Raw genomic sequence first — 14,800 nt, forward strand, 5'->3', positions numbered from 1 at the left:
CTTGGCGATCACAACCGGCACTGAACACTTCGACAACACACACCTACCGGATTTGGAGCAACACATGAAATTGGGATTTATCGGACTGGGCATCATGGGCAAACCCATGGTTGGGCATCTGCTGGCCGCTGGCCATGAACTCTTTGTGCACTCGCGCAGCGGCACACCAGAGGAACTGACAACCCAAGGGGCCAAAGCCTGCGCCAGCCCCGCCGAAGTGGCTCAGCATGCCGACATCATCTTCACCATGGTGCCCGACACCCCGCACGTTCAAGACGTGTTGTTTGGCGAGCACGGCGTGGCCAAAGCCCTGAGCGCAGGCAAGACGGTGGTGGACATGAGCTCCATCTCGCCCATCGCCACCAAAACGTTCGCCGCGCAAATCAACGCCTTGGGCTGTGACTATCTGGACGCCCCCGTTTCAGGCGGTGAAGTGGGTGCCAAAGCAGCCAGTCTGACCATCATGGTGGGCGGCAGCGAGGCCACTTTCAACAAGGTGCAACCCCTGTTCGCCTTGATGGGCAAAAACATCACCTTGATCGGCGACAACGGCAGCGGACAAACCTGCAAAGTGGCCAACCAGATCATCGTGGCGCTCAACATCGAAGCGGTGGGCGAGGCCCTGCTGTTTGCGGCCAAAGCGGGGGCCGACCCGGCCAAAGTGCGGCAAGCCCTGATGGGGGGCCTGGCCACCAGCCGCATTCTGGAGCTACATGGCGAACGCATGATCAAACGCACTTTCAACCCAGGTTTCCGCATCGAGCTGCACCAAAAAGACCTGAATCTGGCACTGGAAGGCGCCAAGGCCATGGGCCTGAGCCTGCCCAACACCGCCAACGCACAACAACTGATGAACAGCTGCATCGCCCACGGCGGCGCGGCCTGGGACCATTCGGGTTTGGTGCGGGCGCTTGAAATCGCGGCCAACTTCCAGATCGCAGGCAACTGAATTCCAGACGTCGAAACACCCAACACCAGAGACACATCCATGGACATGCCCCTCAACCATTTCAAACACGCGATCCAGTCGGGTCAAAAACAAATCGGTCTGTGGTCGCACCTGTGCAGCAACATCAGCACCGAAATTTTGGCGCACTGCGGCTTTGACTGGCTGCTGCTGGACATGGAGCATTCACCCAACGACCTGCCCGAAATCCTGGCCCAGCTGCAAGCCATGAAGGGCAGCCCCACCACCCCGATCGTGCGTCCACCTTGGAACGACATGGTGACCTTCAAACGCTTGCTCGATGTGGGTGTGCAGACGCTCTTGGTGCCCTATATCCAGACCGCACAAGAGGCCCAACAAGCGGTGTCTTACACCCGTTATCCGCCACAAGGTGTGCGCGGTTATGCGGGTGCGCCACGCGCCAGTCACTATGGCCGTGTCAAAGGCTATGCCCAGCACAGCAGCGAAGAAATTTGCGTGCTGCTGCAAGTAGAGACAGTGCAAGGCCTGCAAAACATCGAAGCCATCGCCAACGTAGACGGTGTGGATGGCGTGTTCATTGGCCCCGGTGATTTGTCGGCAGCGCTCGGCCACCTGGGCAACCCCAAGCACCCCGAGGTGCTGAAGGTGATCGACGAATCCATTGCCCGCATCCGCGCTTGCGGCAAAGCGGCTGGCATCCTCACTGGCGACGAAGCCCTGGCCCAACACTATGTTGAACAAGGCTGCCTGTTTGTGGCCGTGGGTGCCGACCAGAACGTGTTGCGCGACAGTGCCACCGCTTTGGCTGGCCGGTTCAAATCTTGAGCACGGAACAACACATGCCAAACACATCCACACCCACATCCAATTCAGGCATCCGGTTTCCACGCTTGCTGCTCACGGGCGCTGGCGGCAACCTGGGGCAAGAACTGCGCCCCCGCCTGAAGGCTTATTGCGACGTGCTGCGCGTCAGCCACCGCCGTGACCTGGGGCCTGCGGCAGCGGGTGAAGAGGTTCAGACGGCATCGCTCGAAGACGCCGAACACATGCTGTCATTGCTCGACGGTGTGAGCGCCGTGGTGCACATGGGCGGTGTCTCGACCGAGCAGCCCTGGGCGCCGATCCTGGCGGGCAACATTGTGGGCATGGTCAACCTGTACGAAGCGGCCCGACTGAAAGGCGTCAAGCGCATCGTGTTTGCCAGCTCCAACCATGTGACTGGTTTTTACCGCCAGGACGAAGTGGTCAACACCCGCATGCCGCCCAAGCCCGATGGGTTTTATGGCCTGTCAAAAGCCTTTGGCGAAGACCTGGCCCAGCTGTATTGGGACCGTTGGGGCGTAGAAACGGTGAGCATCCGCATCGGCTCATCATTTACCGAACCGCGCGACCGCCGCATGCTGGCCACGTATCTGAGCTATGACGACTTAGAGCGCCTTGTGGTGGCAGCCCTGACTGCCCCCATCGTGGGTCACAGCATCATCTACGGCATGTCGGACAACCAAACCACCTGGTGGGACAACACCCACGCCAAACACATTGGCTACCGGCCACAAGACTCTTCTGACGTGTTCCGCCATGCCGTCGAAGCGCGCCAGCAGACGATTGACAAGCAAGACCCGGCCGCCATTTACCAAGGCGGCGCGTTCGTCAAGGCAACACCTCACGGCTGAGCGCAACCCTGGCAAAGCAAAAACGGGCAGGCCCCAAAAATTTCAAATGGCCTGAGCCAAGTTTCACAGCCCCTGCAATGGGCTGAGGCTACGATGGGTGGCTTTCAAAAATCGCTACACCCCCGCAGGAGACAACCCATGCCCGTGATCACCAACATCGAAGACTTGCGCGTTTTGGCCGAAAAGCGCGTGCCGCGCATGTTCTACGACTACGCCGACAGCGGCTCATGGACCGAGGGCACCTACCGCGCCAACGAAAGCGATTTTCACAAGATCAAGCTGCGTCAGCGTGTGGCCGTGAACATGGAAAACCGCAGCACCGCCACCAAGATGGTGGGCATCGACACCAAAATGCCCGTGTGCATCGCCCCTGTGGGTCTGACCGGCATGCAACACGCCGACGGCGAAATGCACGCGGCCATGGCCGCCAAAAAATTCGGCATTCCTTTCACGCTGTCGACCATGAGCATCTGCTCCATCGAAGACATCGCGGCCCACACGCAAGCGCCGTTTTGGTTTCAGCTTTACATGATGCGCGACCGCGAGGCCATGGCCCGCATGATTGACCGCTGCAAAGCCGCCAACGTGAGCGCCCTGGTGCTCACGCTCGATTTGCAGGTGATTGGCCAGCGCCACAAAGACCTCAAAAACGGCCTGACCGCGCCACCCCGTCCCACCATCGCCAACATCATCAACCTGATGACCAAGCCGCGCTGGTGCTTGGGCATGGCGGGCACCAAACGCCACACCTTTGGCAACTTGGTGGGCCATGTGAAAGCCGTGACCAACATGAAGTCGCTGGCCTCATGGACCAACGAGCAGTTTGACCCGACCCTCAACTGGGAGGACGTGGCTTGGGTCAAAAAACAATGGGGCGGCAAGCTGATCCTCAAAGGCATCATGGACGTGGAAGACGCCCAACTGGCCGTGGCCAGCGGTGCCGACGCGATCGTGGTCAGCAACCACGGCGGCCGCCAGCTTGACGGCGCACCCAGCAGCATCGAAGCCCTGCCCGCCATCGTGGCCGCCGTGGGCAGCCAGATCGAGGTTTGGATGGACGGCGGCATCCGCAGCGGCCAAGACGTGCTCAAGGCCTGGGCGCTGGGCGCCAAAGGCACCATGATCGGCCGCGCCATGGTTTATGGCCTGGGCGCCATGGGCGAAGAAGGCGTGACCAAAGCCCTGCAAATCATCCACAAAGAGCTGGACGTGACCATGGCCTTTTGTGGGCGCACCGACATCCAGACGGTGGACAAAAGCATCTTGCTGCCCGGCACGTTTCCGGTCTGATGCCCGAACCCAAGCTTGGCTGAAAGATCAGCCTTTGGGTTTAAAGCGCCACAACACCTGCCCCGCCTCGTCCAATAACAGCAATTGACCCTGCTCTTGCCGGGCTGAACGGGTTTGGGCCATGGCCTGCAAAAACCGGTCTTCAGTCTCCATCACCCCCGGCTGAAAACAGTACATGCGGGTCGACCCCATCTGCACCCAACGCAGCGAATCAGGGCCGATATCGGCTTTGCCGAAATACCGGTTGCAACCGGTATGACCTGAAATTTGGCCCGTGCTGGCAATGTCCAGACTGGCCGGCAACTGCCCCAGCTTGGGACCTGCGTCTACCCAATGCGTTTCGAGCAAGGCTTTGGGGCTCCAAGCTTGCGCATGCCCCGAGCTCAATGGTGAGCAAGCCACCAAACCCCACACGGCAACGCCTAGCGCACCGATCACAAACTGCTTGTTCATATCCATCCCTTTTTATTTGTACCTACAGGCCGGATGTTAATCGCCAGGCCGTAGAGGCTGAACTTGGCGTTATCCTTCGGCGGTGCCACCCGATACCGCCCCCATCGCTCAATCCCACAGCGCAGGTCTGCCGCGCCGCATTGCCCACCTCGACATGGACGCTTTTTACGCCTCCTGCGAGTTGCTGCGCTACCCACAGCTCAAGGGCTTGCCCGTGGTCATTGGCGGTGGCCGACGCAAAGAAGACGACCTGCTGGGCAAGCTGCAAACGGCTTACCCCGATAGCGAATGGACCGAAGCCACCTTTGCCGAACGGCTGGACCGCATCCCGGTGGATTTTTTCCCGCGCATCGAAGGCTACACCGGGCGCGGCGTCATCACCACCGCCACCTATGCGGCCCGGCAATTTGGCATCGGTTCGGCCATGGGCCTGATGAAAGCCGCCAAACTGTGCCCGCAAGCGATCCTTTTGCCTGTGGACTTTGAGCGCTATCGGCATTACTCGCGCACCTTCAAAAGCATCATCCTCGACATCGCCCCTGTCATGCAGGACCGGGGCGTGGACGAGGTCTACATCGACTTCACCCATGTGCCCGGCGGCCAGCGCGAAGGCGGGCGGGTGCTGGCCCGCTTGATCCAAAAAAGCATTTCCGACGCCACCGGCCTGACCTGCTCGATTGGCGTGGCCCCCAACAAACTGATCGCCAAAATGGCCAGCGAGTTCAACAAACCCAAGGGCATCTCCATCGTGCACGAGGCCGACCTGCAAAGCCTGATCTGGCCGCTGGCTTGCCGCAAGATCAACGGCGTCGGCCCCAAGGCCGATGAAAAACTGCAACGCTTTGGCATCCACACCATCGGCGACTTGGCTGCACGTGAACAGCACTGGCTGGTGGAACACTTTGGCAAAAGCTACGGCGCCTGGCTGTTTGATGCCGCTTGGGGCCGCGACGATCGCCCGATCGAAACCGAGAGCGAACCTGTCAGCATGAGCCGCGAAACCACATTCGAGCGCGACCTGCACGCCGTGCGCGACCGGGCCGAGCTGGGCGCAGTGTTCACCCGCTTGTGTGAACAGGTGGCGGCCGATTTGCAACGCAAAGGCTACGAAGGCAAAACCATCGGCATCAAGCTGCGCTATGACAACTTTCAGGCCGTCACGCGCGACCAGTCATTGCCCGGTTACACGGCTGACGCCAAACAAATCCGCCAAGTCGCGGGGCAGTGCTTGAAACGGGTGGACTTGTCACGCCGCGTGCGCCTGCTGGGCGTGCGGGTGGGCTCGCTGGTCAAGACGGGGACAGCGACTGCAACGATCAGTCACCCTATGGCTGCAGAAGAACAGGGCCATGGGCCTCAAGCGCAGCTGATGTTCACGGACGACTGAGGGCCGCCAAACCTGTCAATGGCTGTGCAACTTCTCCTGCAGCCAGACCTTGATGAGCGACTGATAAGGCACATCCCGTGCGTTGGCAGCGACCTTGATGCTGTCAAGCAAATGCTGGGGCAGTCGCAATGAAATGGTCTTGGTGGTGGGGCGCAAGTTGGGTAATTTCACTTTTTGCGCCTTTGTCCAGTCCACATGCACGGTGGAGTCTTGACCTTTTGTATCTGACTCCCAGTAAGCGCGCTCTTGTGCCTCTGTCTTGAATTTGGGAATCGGTTGCTTAGCTGTCTGCTTGTTCATAAAAACTGCGCTCCTTTCTGTGCATGTTCCGTGCTGAAATCACGCGAATTAACTCGCCTGATCGGCGCAAAGTGAAGGTGATGTGCAAGCGCCGACCTTCGTCCGTCATGCCCAACGCGTGAAGCCGGGCTTCACTCTCACTGTGCGCCACATCGTTCAAAAAAAGCAAAGGCGCATTGAAGAAAACCTGCTCAGCCTCTGCCGTACTGACGCTATGTTTGTCATTCTTTCGCTCGTTGCCTGCATCCCATTCGAAGCCGACGATGGTTGAGAAATCAATCATGATTTGTATATTACTATCATTTACAAAACCTGACGAGCCTGATCAGACAAGGTCAAAGCCGCGACAGCAACGCCATCTGCCAGCCGCTACATTGACCCAGATGAGACACCCCACAAACAAACTCAACTGCTTTGCTCTAACGACTGACCAGTACGTCGCGCACTTGGTGATGAACCGCCCCGAGGCGATGAACACCATGCACCCCACTTTTTGGCGCGAGCTGCACGAGGTGCTGACCGACATCCACAAAGCGGGCACTGCACGGGCGCTGGTGATCTCGAGCACGGGCAAACACTTCAGCGCGGGCATGGACCTGCAAACCTTTGGCAGCGCTATTCAAATGGACGACACCAGTGCCGAAGGCCGCTCGGCTGTGTACGACCTGCTGACCGACATGCAGCGCACCTTTACCCTGCTCGAAGAACTGCGCATCCCGGTGATCGCGGCCATCCACGGCGGCTGCATTGGCGGCGCGGTGGACATGGTGACGGCTTGCTGCATGCGCTATGCCTCGGCCGATGCGTTCTTCTGCATCCAGGAAATCAATATCGGCATGGTGGCCGATGTGGGCACCTTGCAGCGCCTGCCCAAGCTGCTGCCCATGGCGCTCGTCAAAGAACTGGCCTACACAGGCCGACGCCTCGGTGCCGACAAAGCGCTGGCCTATGGCTTGGTCAACGAGGTGCTGCCCACCCACGAGGCCGCCGTGGCCGCCGCCCTGCAAGCGGCCAAAGAGATTGCCAGCAAACCACCCGTGGCCATCTGGGGCACCAAGCAAGTGCTGCACTACGCCCGCGACCACAGCACTGAAGACAGCCTGCGCCACATGGGCTGGCTGCAAGGCGCGATCTGGAGCAACGCCAATGTGCGCGAGGCCATCAGTGCGTTTCAGCAAAAGCGCGAGGCCAACTTTGCGCCACTGCCAGCGCTCAAAGGGTTTCGGGAGTTTGGGTGATGCTGGATCATCACTTTTGATGGACCGCTCCAAGCCTTCTAAAACTGACCGCTTACTCAGCCGCAAACGGATCAAATAACTCAAAACCCAAAGCCTGAAAATCAGTCACATTCCAGGTGGCAACCGTCAGCCCATGAAAATCTTCCACAACACCCAACACGCCGAGCACGCAGGCCGCCAAGAAATGTTCCGTGGCCGCTTGGTCGATTGCCACGAAGTGCCGCAGCGCTTGCAGCATGTGCTGGATGAACTGGCGCGGCGGCCCGTGGGCAGTTTGGTGCAGCCTGCGGCCGACCTGCCGCTGGACGCGGCTTTGCGCCGAGTGCACAGCGCCGACTACTTGGACTTTTTGGCGCGCGCTTGGCGCGACTGGGTGGCGCTGGACCCGGCCAATGCGGCGGTAGACGCCCTGCCCTCGGTCTGGCCGCTGGCGTCAAAACACGGCTTTCGCACCGATGTGCCGCCGCTCAACTTTGCGGCGCGGCTGGGGCAATACGCGTTTGACTCGGGCACACCCTTGATGGCAGGCAGCTGGGCCGCCGCACGCGAGGGCGCGGCCTGCGCACTGGCGGCTGCGCAAGCGGTGCTGGCGGGTGATCGATTCGCCATGGCACTGACCCGCCCACCGGGCCACCATGCTGGGCCGAACTACATGGGCGGTTATTGCTTCATCAACAACGCCGCCGTGGCCGCGCAAGCCCTGCGCGACGGCGGGCTGCAGCGCGTGGCCGTGCTGGATGTGGACTATCACCACGGCAACGGCACGCAGACCATTTTTTATGAGCGAGGCGATGTGTTCACCGCCTCGGTTCACGGCGATCCCCGCACCGAATACCCGTTCTTTTTAGGCCATGCCGACGAGCGCGGCGCGGGGGCTGGAGAGGGCTTTAACCTGAACCTGCCTTTGCCACGCGGCACCGGCTTTGAAGTCTGGTGGGCCACGCTGCAAACCGCCATGCAAGCGGTCAGCGACTTTGCGCCGCAAGCGCTGGTGGTGCCGCTGGGGCTGGACACGTTTGAGGGCGACCCGATCTCGGGCTTCAAGCTGCGCAGTGCCGATTACCTGAAGCTGGGGCAAGCCATTGCGCAATTGGGGCTGCCGACGGTGCTGACGTTTGAAGGCGGCTATGCCGTGGCCGAGGTGGGGGTGAACACGGTGAATGTGCTGGAAGGATTGGGCCGCTGAAATCGGCTTGCGGCCAAAGACATTCGGCCGCAGGGGCAGCCTCCCACATCCATGCAACAACTGATTGGCTGGCTTCAGCCCTGAATGCTGCGCCAGCGCTCCAGCTCTGCGGGGCGCAGGCCATAACGGGCCAGCACACCTTCGTGCAAACGCCGCAGCTCTTGGATAACCAGTGCACGCACGTCTTCGCGGTCCGGTCCAGGTGCGGCCAGGGCCACTTGGCTTGCCACCAGCGCCAACGGGTCTTGCTCGGGGTTTTGCACCACGGCTTTGACGATCTTTTTGATGGCATCGCGGTAGGTCAGCCGCAGCAAATCGGGCTCCACCACACCCGAGCGGGCCGTCAGGTATTCCTTGGTCGAGCGCTCATAGGCCCACATGAACAGATCGCGCAGCAGCTCAACCCGGTTCATTTCATAAACGCCCAGCATGGCGCTGGTGTACCAAGCTTGTGACACACCCAAAAACGTGAGCGGGCAGAGGTTGGCGCGCAGCAGCGGCCAGTTGGCAAGCAGACGCGAGGTGCGCTTGTTGCAATCAGCAAAGGGCTGCAAATAAGGCAAGTGCACCATGGCAAAAAACGACTGCTCAAACGGGTCTTCGATCGCGTTGAATTTGGCGATCACTTCGTCAACCAGGGTACCGAGCAGCGTTTGCCCGGTGGGTGGCCGGTAAAGGCTCTGCCCGATCTGCACCGGGTGCACACGCAGGCGGCCTTCGTCTTCGGGGCTTTCAAGCAGGTTTTCTGACAAGGCGCTGTGCAGGTTCATCAGCAAATAACGGCTCATTTGCGTCGCGTCCACGTTGTCCATCACCAGCTCGATGGCGGCCTTGTGGTTCAAGATCATCTGCGTTTCGGTTACGCCGTGGCCTTGCGCCTGCTGGCCGTTAGCGATCAGGGCTTGTGTGTCGAGCCGCGAATAGGTGTTGCCCTCCAAGTGGCTGGACGCCCAAGACAAATCGATCAGCAAACGGTCGAGCACAGCGCGGCCATAAGTGCCTGCGGGCTGAGGACTTTGCCCGGTGCGGCCCATGCGGTGCAACTGCGCCCGCACAGGCTGAGGCAGATAAAACGTAACGTTGGGCTGGTAGGACTGCAAAAACTCGGAGTTGTAGCCCACCGGTTGCCGCGTGCCCCACGGCTGGGCCAGATAGGCCCGGATGTCTTGGCTGTCGGGCGACAAAGGCCACTGCCCGGTGGAGAGTTCTTCTTCGGCACGCCAAGCGGACGACTCTGACAGCCCCGCTGGAGTGGGTAAGGGATAAGCCAGTACTTTTGGCGCGATTTTCAATTTGGCGACATAACGGGTAGCACGAGCCTTGCCAACTGGCGCGATTTCGCCTTCAACCACCCAGTTTGCCAAAGCTCTTTGCAAGCTGCGGCGCGGTACATCAGGCCATTTTGCAAGGGCCTCCACAAGTGACAAGCCATCTGGTTGGGCCTGAATAGCGATCAAAAGTTGAGTGTTGAAATCTGACATGATTGGCGCGATTTTAAACAATCGCGCCAAATTAGCAAATGCCAGTCATCCCGAGCGACAGGCAAATGCCTGCCATCCTAGGCAAAAGTAAATGCCTGTCATCCCAAGCAAAAGTAAATGCCTGCCATCCCGAGCAAAAGTAAACGTCTGTCATCCCGGGCGAAGACCCGGGATCCATCCCCCAACCACGGCAACAACGTGTCCCTGACATCTGCAAACCTCACAGGGACAGATCAATAAATACAACCGAGGTGTCACCCCAAACAAAAACCTAAAACTTTCATATACGATCCAAGCTCACTTTGCGAGCACTTAATGGGTCTTAATTGGAACGAAATCAAATCCAGAGCATTGCTTTTTAGCAAGACCTGGGCCGACGCCAGCAATGAAGACAGCGAAGCCAAGCCCTTCTGGATCGACTTCTTTGAAATCTTTGGCATCACCAACAAACGAGTCGCCACGTTCGAGTTGCACGTCAAAAAATTAGGCGGTGCCCAAGGCTTTATGGACCTGTTTTGGCCTGGCGTCCTGTTGGTCGAACACAAATCGCGCGGCAAAAGCCTGGATGCCGCCATGGACCAAGCCATTGGCTACCTGCACAACCTGGTCGAGCGTGACCTGCCGCAGTTGGTGATCGTGTGTGACTTTGCCCACTTTCGGGTGCACCGCCTGGCCACGGGCGAGACGATGGCGTTTGAGCTGCGGCACCTGCACAAACACATCAAACATTTTGGCCTGCTGGCGGGCTACAAGGTGCAAGACATCCAGGCCGAAAACCCGGTCAACATCAAAGCCGCGATGGCGCTGGGCCGCCTGCACGACGCCCTCAAAGACAGTGGCTACAGCGGCCACGCGCTCGAGGTGCTGCTGGTGCGTTTGTTGTTTTGTTTGTTTGCCGACGACACCGGCATTTTTCAGCCCGCGCAATCGTTCAGAGACTTTGTCGAAGAACGCACCGCGCCCGACGGTTCAGACCTAGGCCCGCGCTTGGGGCAACTGTTTCAGGTGCTCAACACGCACGAAAGCCAGCGCAACAAAAACACCGACGAACAACTGGGCCAATTCGCCTACATCAACGGCCGCCTGTTTGAAGAAACCCTGCCCATGGCCGACTTCAGCACCGCCATGCGCGAAGCCCTGCTGGACGCCTGCGGGCTCGACTGGTCGGCCATCAGCCCGGCCATTTTTGGCAGCTTGTTTCAGAGCATCATGGACGAAAAAGCCCGCCGCAACCTGGGCGCGCACTACACGTCTGAGGCCAACATCCTCAAGCTCATCAAGCCCCTGTTTTTAGATGAACTGCACGCCGAGTTTGAGCGTGTGAAAGGCCATCGCAACAAGCTGTTTGAGTTTCACAAAAAACTGCGACAGCTGACGTTTTTTGACCCCGCCTGTGGGTGCGGCAACTTTTTGGTCATCAGCTACCGCGAACTGCGCGAGCTGGAACTGAAGGTGCTGCGTGCCGACAACGAGCTCAGCGCCCACAAAGGCCAACTGGCGGTGGACGTGCATGGCCTGATCGGCGTGAACGTGGACCAATTCTTTGGCATCGAGATCGAAGAATTCCCGGCCCAAATTGCCCAAGTGGCCCTGTGGCTGGTGGACCACCAAATGAACCTGCGCGTGAGCGTGGAGTTTGGTCTGTACTTTGCCCGCATCCCGCTCAAAAGTTCACCCGGCATCCGACACGCCAACGCGCTGCGGCTGGACTGGAGCGAAGTGCTGCCTGCAGAGCGGTGCAGTTATGTGCTGGGCAATCCACCGTTTTTAGGCAAGACCTACCAAAGCAAAGAACAAAAAGCCGACCTGGCTGCGGTGCTGCACGGCATACACGGCGCGGGTGATCTGGACTTTGTGTGCGGCTGGTACGTGCTGGCCGCCCGTTACACAAGGCCAGCAACCCCGTGTCATGCCGGGCTTGAACCGGCATCCATGCCCCTATGCGCCTTTGTATCGACCAACAGCATCACGCAAGGCGAACAAGTGGCCGTGCTGTGGGGCGAGATGCAGCGCCTGGGCATGCACACCCACTTTGCACATCGCACCTTTCAGTGGAGCAACGAGGCCAGCGGCAAAGCCGCCGTGCATTGCGTGATCGTAGGCTTTGGCCCCGAGAACCAAGCCGTCAAAACCATTTACGAATACGAAGACATCAAAGGCCTGCCGCATGCCGTGCCTGTTAAGCGCATCAATGCGTATTTGGTGGATGCGCCGGATGTTTTTCTGAACAAACGCCGCACGCCCATTTGCGCTGTGCCAGAAATGACCAATGGCAGCAAACCCACCGATGGGGGCAACTTGCTGCTGGACGATGAAGACAAAGCGGCCCTGCTGGCCGCAGAGCCACAAGCTGCTCAATGGATACGCCCATTTTTAGGCTCGGAAGAGTTCATCAACAGCACGGCACGCTGGTGCTTGTGGCTGGTGGACTGCCCGCCCAACGAACTACGCGCCATGCCAGAAGTGATGAAGCGAGTGCAGGCAGTCAAAGCCATGCGCTTGGCCAGCACCAAAACTGCCACCGTTCAACTGGCTGATGCGCCTTCAATTTTTGGGGAGCTTCGTCAACCCAAAAAGAACTTCATTGCAATTCCCGAAGTTTCGTCAGAACGTCGCAAATTCATACCTATCGGTTTTTTAAGTTCCGATATTGTTCCAAGCAACAAAATTCAAACCATTCCTGATGGCACACTTTTCCAGTTTGGTGTCCTTTGCAGCACGATGCACAACGCTTGGATGCGTTACACCTGTGGTCGACTAAAAAGTGATTACAGCTATTCCGCCAGCATCGTCTACAACAACTACCCCTGGCCCGGCTTCGCTGGCGAAGCGCTCAGCGACAAACACCGCACCGCCATCGAACAAGCCGCCCAATGCGTGCTCGACGCCCGCACCCAATTTGCAAGCTCGTCACTGGCCGACCTCTACGACCCGCTGACCATGCCCCCGGCCCTGCTCAAGGCCCACCAAAAACTAGACACCGCCGTAGACACCGCCTACCAACCCAGCGGCGGAAAAAAGACCTACGCCTCCGACGCCGAACGCGTGGCCTTCCTCTTCGAGCTGTACCAACGCATCACCAGCTTGCTGCCCATCACACGTACCGTAAAAAAATTACAACAGTTAAAGCCTAGATCTAGCCAGCGAAAAACCTAATCAATTCCAAAAAGACATAAAAATGAAAATCACATTTCAATCACAATATAAATCTATTGAATTTTTTAATGAAATTAATGCACCAGACTTCATTGTTTTGACAGGTCTTAACGGCTCTGGGAAAAGTCAACTACTTGAAGCCATTGAATCAAAGCAAGTAATTATTGATAACACTTACGAGCTGAAAATTGCCAGATTCAATTTCGAAAACTTCCGACTTGAAAATGAAAGTCACCACAACGCACAACAAATCTATCAAGAGGCAGATCAAGCTTGGAATTTTTTCCAACAACAAGTTGCGCAGCAACTGCATACGTGGAAGCAATCCATTGGTGATACGTACGAAAAACTAATAGAGCAATGCGAGATTAAAAATATTCCCCTATGGGCGTGTAATGAGCTACCCGAGGCATACATACAACAGGTGAAAAACCATTTTCAAATAGGCCAACACCCCTATGTGATTGCCATCTTGGCAATGATTAAAACGCTACCTTACAGCATTGATGAAGTCAACGAAGAGGAGTTTAAAGCACGGTACAAACCTTTTATGACCAAGCAAGACTTTTTACCTGCAATGATAGGGAAAGTAATTTGGGATTATCACGTCAAATATGAACAAAATGAATTTTCGCAATTCCGTAATGAAAAAAGAAAAGCAAACCACAGAGTTTTTACTGAGAGCGAGTTCATCAAACAGCATGGCGAAAAACCATGGGAGATACTAAACAGGATACTCGAATCTTTTAATACTCTGAATTACAGAATAAATTCTCCAGAAGGCATTGATATTCGCGAAAACTTTATATTAAAACTGATTCACACTGAGAATCCTAATCTTCAAGTTGATTTTAGCAGTTTGTCATCAGGTGAGCGCATTTTGATGGCTTTAGTGGCATCTATTTATAAATCAAAATCTGATCAGTACTTTCCTAATGTACTTTTGCTGGATGAATTGGATGCCTCTTTGCACCCATCAATGATTAAAAATATGTTGAATGTAATTCATGCGGTGTTCCTAAAGAGCAATGTAAAAGTTATCCTAGTTACTCATTCACCTTCAACAATTGCACTCTGTCCTGAAGAATCTATTTACGTCATGAATCGTGCAGGCAACAACAGAATAGAAAAAAGAGATAGGCACTCAGCATTATCAATTTTGACAGAAGGGTTTGCCACCCTCAATGAGGGAATTTTACTATTTGATCAAGTAGCTATAAACAAAATTAATATTTTCACAGAAGGAAATAACACAATTATTTTACAAAAAGTACTTGAACTTGAAAATCTTGAGCACGAAGTTAAGATCATTGAAGGGCTTGAATCAATGACTGGAAAGTCTCAATTGAAAACAGTATTTGATTTTTTTGTGCGCGTTACGCACAAAAATAAAGTTCTCTTTGTCTGGGATTGCGACGCCAAAGATATTACAAACAAATTACAAGATGAAAATTCTACTCATCCATTTATTTTTTCAAGAAACCCAGACAACAAATACACCACAAAAGGCATAGAGAATCTTTTGCCAAATTATCTATTTGAACCATTTCTAACAAGAATCACATCATCGCAAGGCACAGTAAGAGAAAATTTTGATGAAACACGAAAACGAGACTTTGAGAGCCATGTACTTCAAAATTCAAAAGCAGAAGACTTTTTGAATTTTCAACCCTTCATCACTAAAGTTCGGGAATTAAGCAAGTTATAA

Annotated in this window: 13 protein-coding genes; 9 read left to right on the forward strand and 4 right to left on the reverse strand. The window is 56.4% G+C overall.

Translation table 11 applies throughout. The annotated features are described in order from the left end of the window. Positions 1 to 64 precede the first annotated feature (64 nt). From BN3544_RS05715 to BN3544_RS05730, 4 genes are all read left to right on the forward strand, one after another. Positions 65 to 949 (forward strand): 2-hydroxy-3-oxopropionate reductase, encoded by an 885-nt coding sequence (locus BN3544_RS05715; RefSeq protein WP_019429488.1) that lies wholly within the window; start codon positions 65 to 67, stop codon positions 947 to 949. 39 nt (positions 950 to 988) lie between these two features. After that, entirely contained in the window at positions 989 to 1,753 is a 765-nt protein-coding gene (locus BN3544_RS05720) for an HpcH/HpaI aldolase family protein (RefSeq protein ID WP_019429487.1), read from the forward strand. A 14-nt stretch (positions 1,754 to 1,767) separates the two neighbouring features. Beyond that, positions 1,768 to 2,601 (forward strand): NAD-dependent epimerase/dehydratase family protein, encoded by an 834-nt coding sequence (locus BN3544_RS05725; protein ID WP_019429486.1) that lies wholly within the window; start codon positions 1,768 to 1,770, stop codon positions 2,599 to 2,601. A 138-nt stretch (positions 2,602 to 2,739) separates the two neighbouring features. Continuing rightward, a complete protein-coding gene (locus BN3544_RS05730; RefSeq protein ID WP_019429485.1) occupies positions 2,740 to 3,891 on the forward strand; it encodes an alpha-hydroxy acid oxidase in 1,152 nt (383 codons plus the stop codon). A gap of 27 nt (positions 3,892 to 3,918) precedes the next feature. Here BN3544_RS05730 and BN3544_RS05735 read toward each other — a convergent pair whose 3' ends face one another. Then, positions 3,919 to 4,344: an META domain-containing protein gene (locus BN3544_RS05735; protein WP_019429484.1), complete on the reverse strand. Its 426-nt coding sequence runs from the start codon at positions 4,342 to 4,344 to the stop codon at positions 3,919 to 3,921. Positions 4,345 to 4,498: 154 nt separating this feature from the next. On the opposite strand from BN3544_RS05735, the gene dinB reads away from it, so the two are divergent. Next, entirely contained in the window at positions 4,499 to 5,731 is a 1,233-nt protein-coding gene (gene dinB, locus BN3544_RS05740; RefSeq protein ID WP_231733920.1) for a DNA polymerase IV, read from the forward strand. Positions 5,732 to 5,746: 15 nt separating this feature from the next. Here the strand turns inward: dinB and BN3544_RS05745 are convergent, their stop codons facing one another. Both BN3544_RS05745 and BN3544_RS05750 read right to left on the reverse strand, forming a co-directional pair. Then, positions 5,747 to 6,031 (reverse strand): BrnA antitoxin family protein, encoded by a 285-nt coding sequence (locus BN3544_RS05745; RefSeq protein ID WP_019429482.1) that lies wholly within the window; start codon positions 6,029 to 6,031, stop codon positions 5,747 to 5,749. Then, positions 6,012 to 6,314, reverse strand: coding sequence for a BrnT family toxin (locus BN3544_RS05750; RefSeq protein WP_019429481.1), 303 nt, complete (start codon positions 6,312 to 6,314; stop codon positions 6,012 to 6,014). The genes BN3544_RS05745 and BN3544_RS05750 overlap by 20 nt, the downstream gene beginning before the upstream one ends. A gap of 100 nt (positions 6,315 to 6,414) precedes the next feature. Between BN3544_RS05750 and BN3544_RS05755 the strand changes: the two genes are divergently transcribed. Next, positions 6,415 to 7,269 carry an enoyl-CoA hydratase-related protein gene (locus tag BN3544_RS05755; protein WP_026036557.1) on the forward strand — a complete coding sequence of 285 codons (855 nt, stop codon included), beginning with the start codon at positions 6,415 to 6,417 and terminating at the stop codon, positions 7,267 to 7,269. A 133-nt stretch (positions 7,270 to 7,402) separates the two neighbouring features. After that, on the forward strand, positions 7,403 to 8,455 hold the full coding sequence (locus BN3544_RS05760) for a histone deacetylase family protein (RefSeq protein WP_019429479.1): 1,053 nt from the start codon (positions 7,403 to 7,405) through the stop codon (positions 8,453 to 8,455). Positions 8,456 to 8,529: 74 nt separating this feature from the next. Here BN3544_RS05760 and BN3544_RS05765 read toward each other — a convergent pair whose 3' ends face one another. Then, positions 8,530 to 9,936 carry a Fic family protein gene (locus tag BN3544_RS05765; protein WP_019429478.1) on the reverse strand — a complete coding sequence of 469 codons (1,407 nt, stop codon included), beginning with the start codon at positions 9,934 to 9,936 and terminating at the stop codon, positions 8,530 to 8,532. Positions 9,937 to 10,251: 315 nt separating this feature from the next. On the opposite strand from BN3544_RS05765, the gene BN3544_RS05770 reads away from it, so the two are divergent. After that, positions 10,252 to 13,092, forward strand: coding sequence for a DNA methyltransferase (locus BN3544_RS05770; protein WP_019429477.1), 2,841 nt, complete (start codon positions 10,252 to 10,254; stop codon positions 13,090 to 13,092). Positions 13,093 to 13,114: 22 nt separating this feature from the next. Then, entirely contained in the window at positions 13,115 to 14,800 is a 1,686-nt protein-coding gene (locus BN3544_RS05775) for an AAA family ATPase (protein ID WP_019429476.1), read from the forward strand.

The sequence above is a fragment of the Limnohabitans sp. Rim47 genome (assembly GCF_001517545.1).
In the GTDB taxonomy this organism is placed as follows: domain Bacteria; phylum Pseudomonadota; class Gammaproteobacteria; order Burkholderiales; family Burkholderiaceae_C; genus Limnohabitans_A.

What these genes read in the sequence shown, in the direction of transcription:
- BN3544_RS05715 (WP_019429488.1), top strand. Translation starts at nt 65, where the DNA reads ATGAAATTGGGATTTATCGGACTGGGCATCATGGGCAAACCCATGGTT.
- BN3544_RS05720 (WP_019429487.1), top strand. Translation starts at nt 989, where the DNA reads ATGGACATGCCCCTCAACCATTTCAAACACGCGATCCAGTCGGGTCAA.
- BN3544_RS05725 (WP_019429486.1), top strand. Translation starts at nt 1,768, where the DNA reads ATGCCAAACACATCCACACCCACATCCAATTCAGGCATCCGGTTTCCA.
- BN3544_RS05730 (WP_019429485.1), top strand. Translation starts at nt 2,740, where the DNA reads ATGCCCGTGATCACCAACATCGAAGACTTGCGCGTTTTGGCCGAAAAG.
- BN3544_RS05735 (WP_019429484.1), bottom strand. Translation starts at nt 4,344, where the DNA reads ATGAACAAGCAGTTTGTGATCGGTGCGCTAGGCGTTGCCGTGTGGGGT.
- dinB (WP_231733920.1), top strand. Translation starts at nt 4,499, where the DNA reads ATGGACGCTTTTTACGCCTCCTGCGAGTTGCTGCGCTACCCACAGCTC.
- BN3544_RS05745 (WP_019429482.1), bottom strand. Translation starts at nt 6,031, where the DNA reads ATGAACAAGCAGACAGCTAAGCAACCGATTCCCAAATTCAAGACAGAG.
- BN3544_RS05750 (WP_019429481.1), bottom strand. Translation starts at nt 6,314, where the DNA reads ATGATTGATTTCTCAACCATCGTCGGCTTCGAATGGGATGCAGGCAAC.
- BN3544_RS05755 (WP_026036557.1), top strand. Translation starts at nt 6,415, where the DNA reads ATGAGACACCCCACAAACAAACTCAACTGCTTTGCTCTAACGACTGAC.
- BN3544_RS05760 (WP_019429479.1), top strand. Translation starts at nt 7,403, where the DNA reads ATGAAAATCTTCCACAACACCCAACACGCCGAGCACGCAGGCCGCCAA.
- BN3544_RS05765 (WP_019429478.1), bottom strand. Translation starts at nt 9,936, where the DNA reads ATGTCAGATTTCAACACTCAACTTTTGATCGCTATTCAGGCCCAACCA.
- BN3544_RS05770 (WP_019429477.1), top strand. Translation starts at nt 10,252, where the DNA reads ATGGGTCTTAATTGGAACGAAATCAAATCCAGAGCATTGCTTTTTAGC.
- BN3544_RS05775 (WP_019429476.1), top strand. Translation starts at nt 13,115, where the DNA reads ATGAAAATCACATTTCAATCACAATATAAATCTATTGAATTTTTTAAT.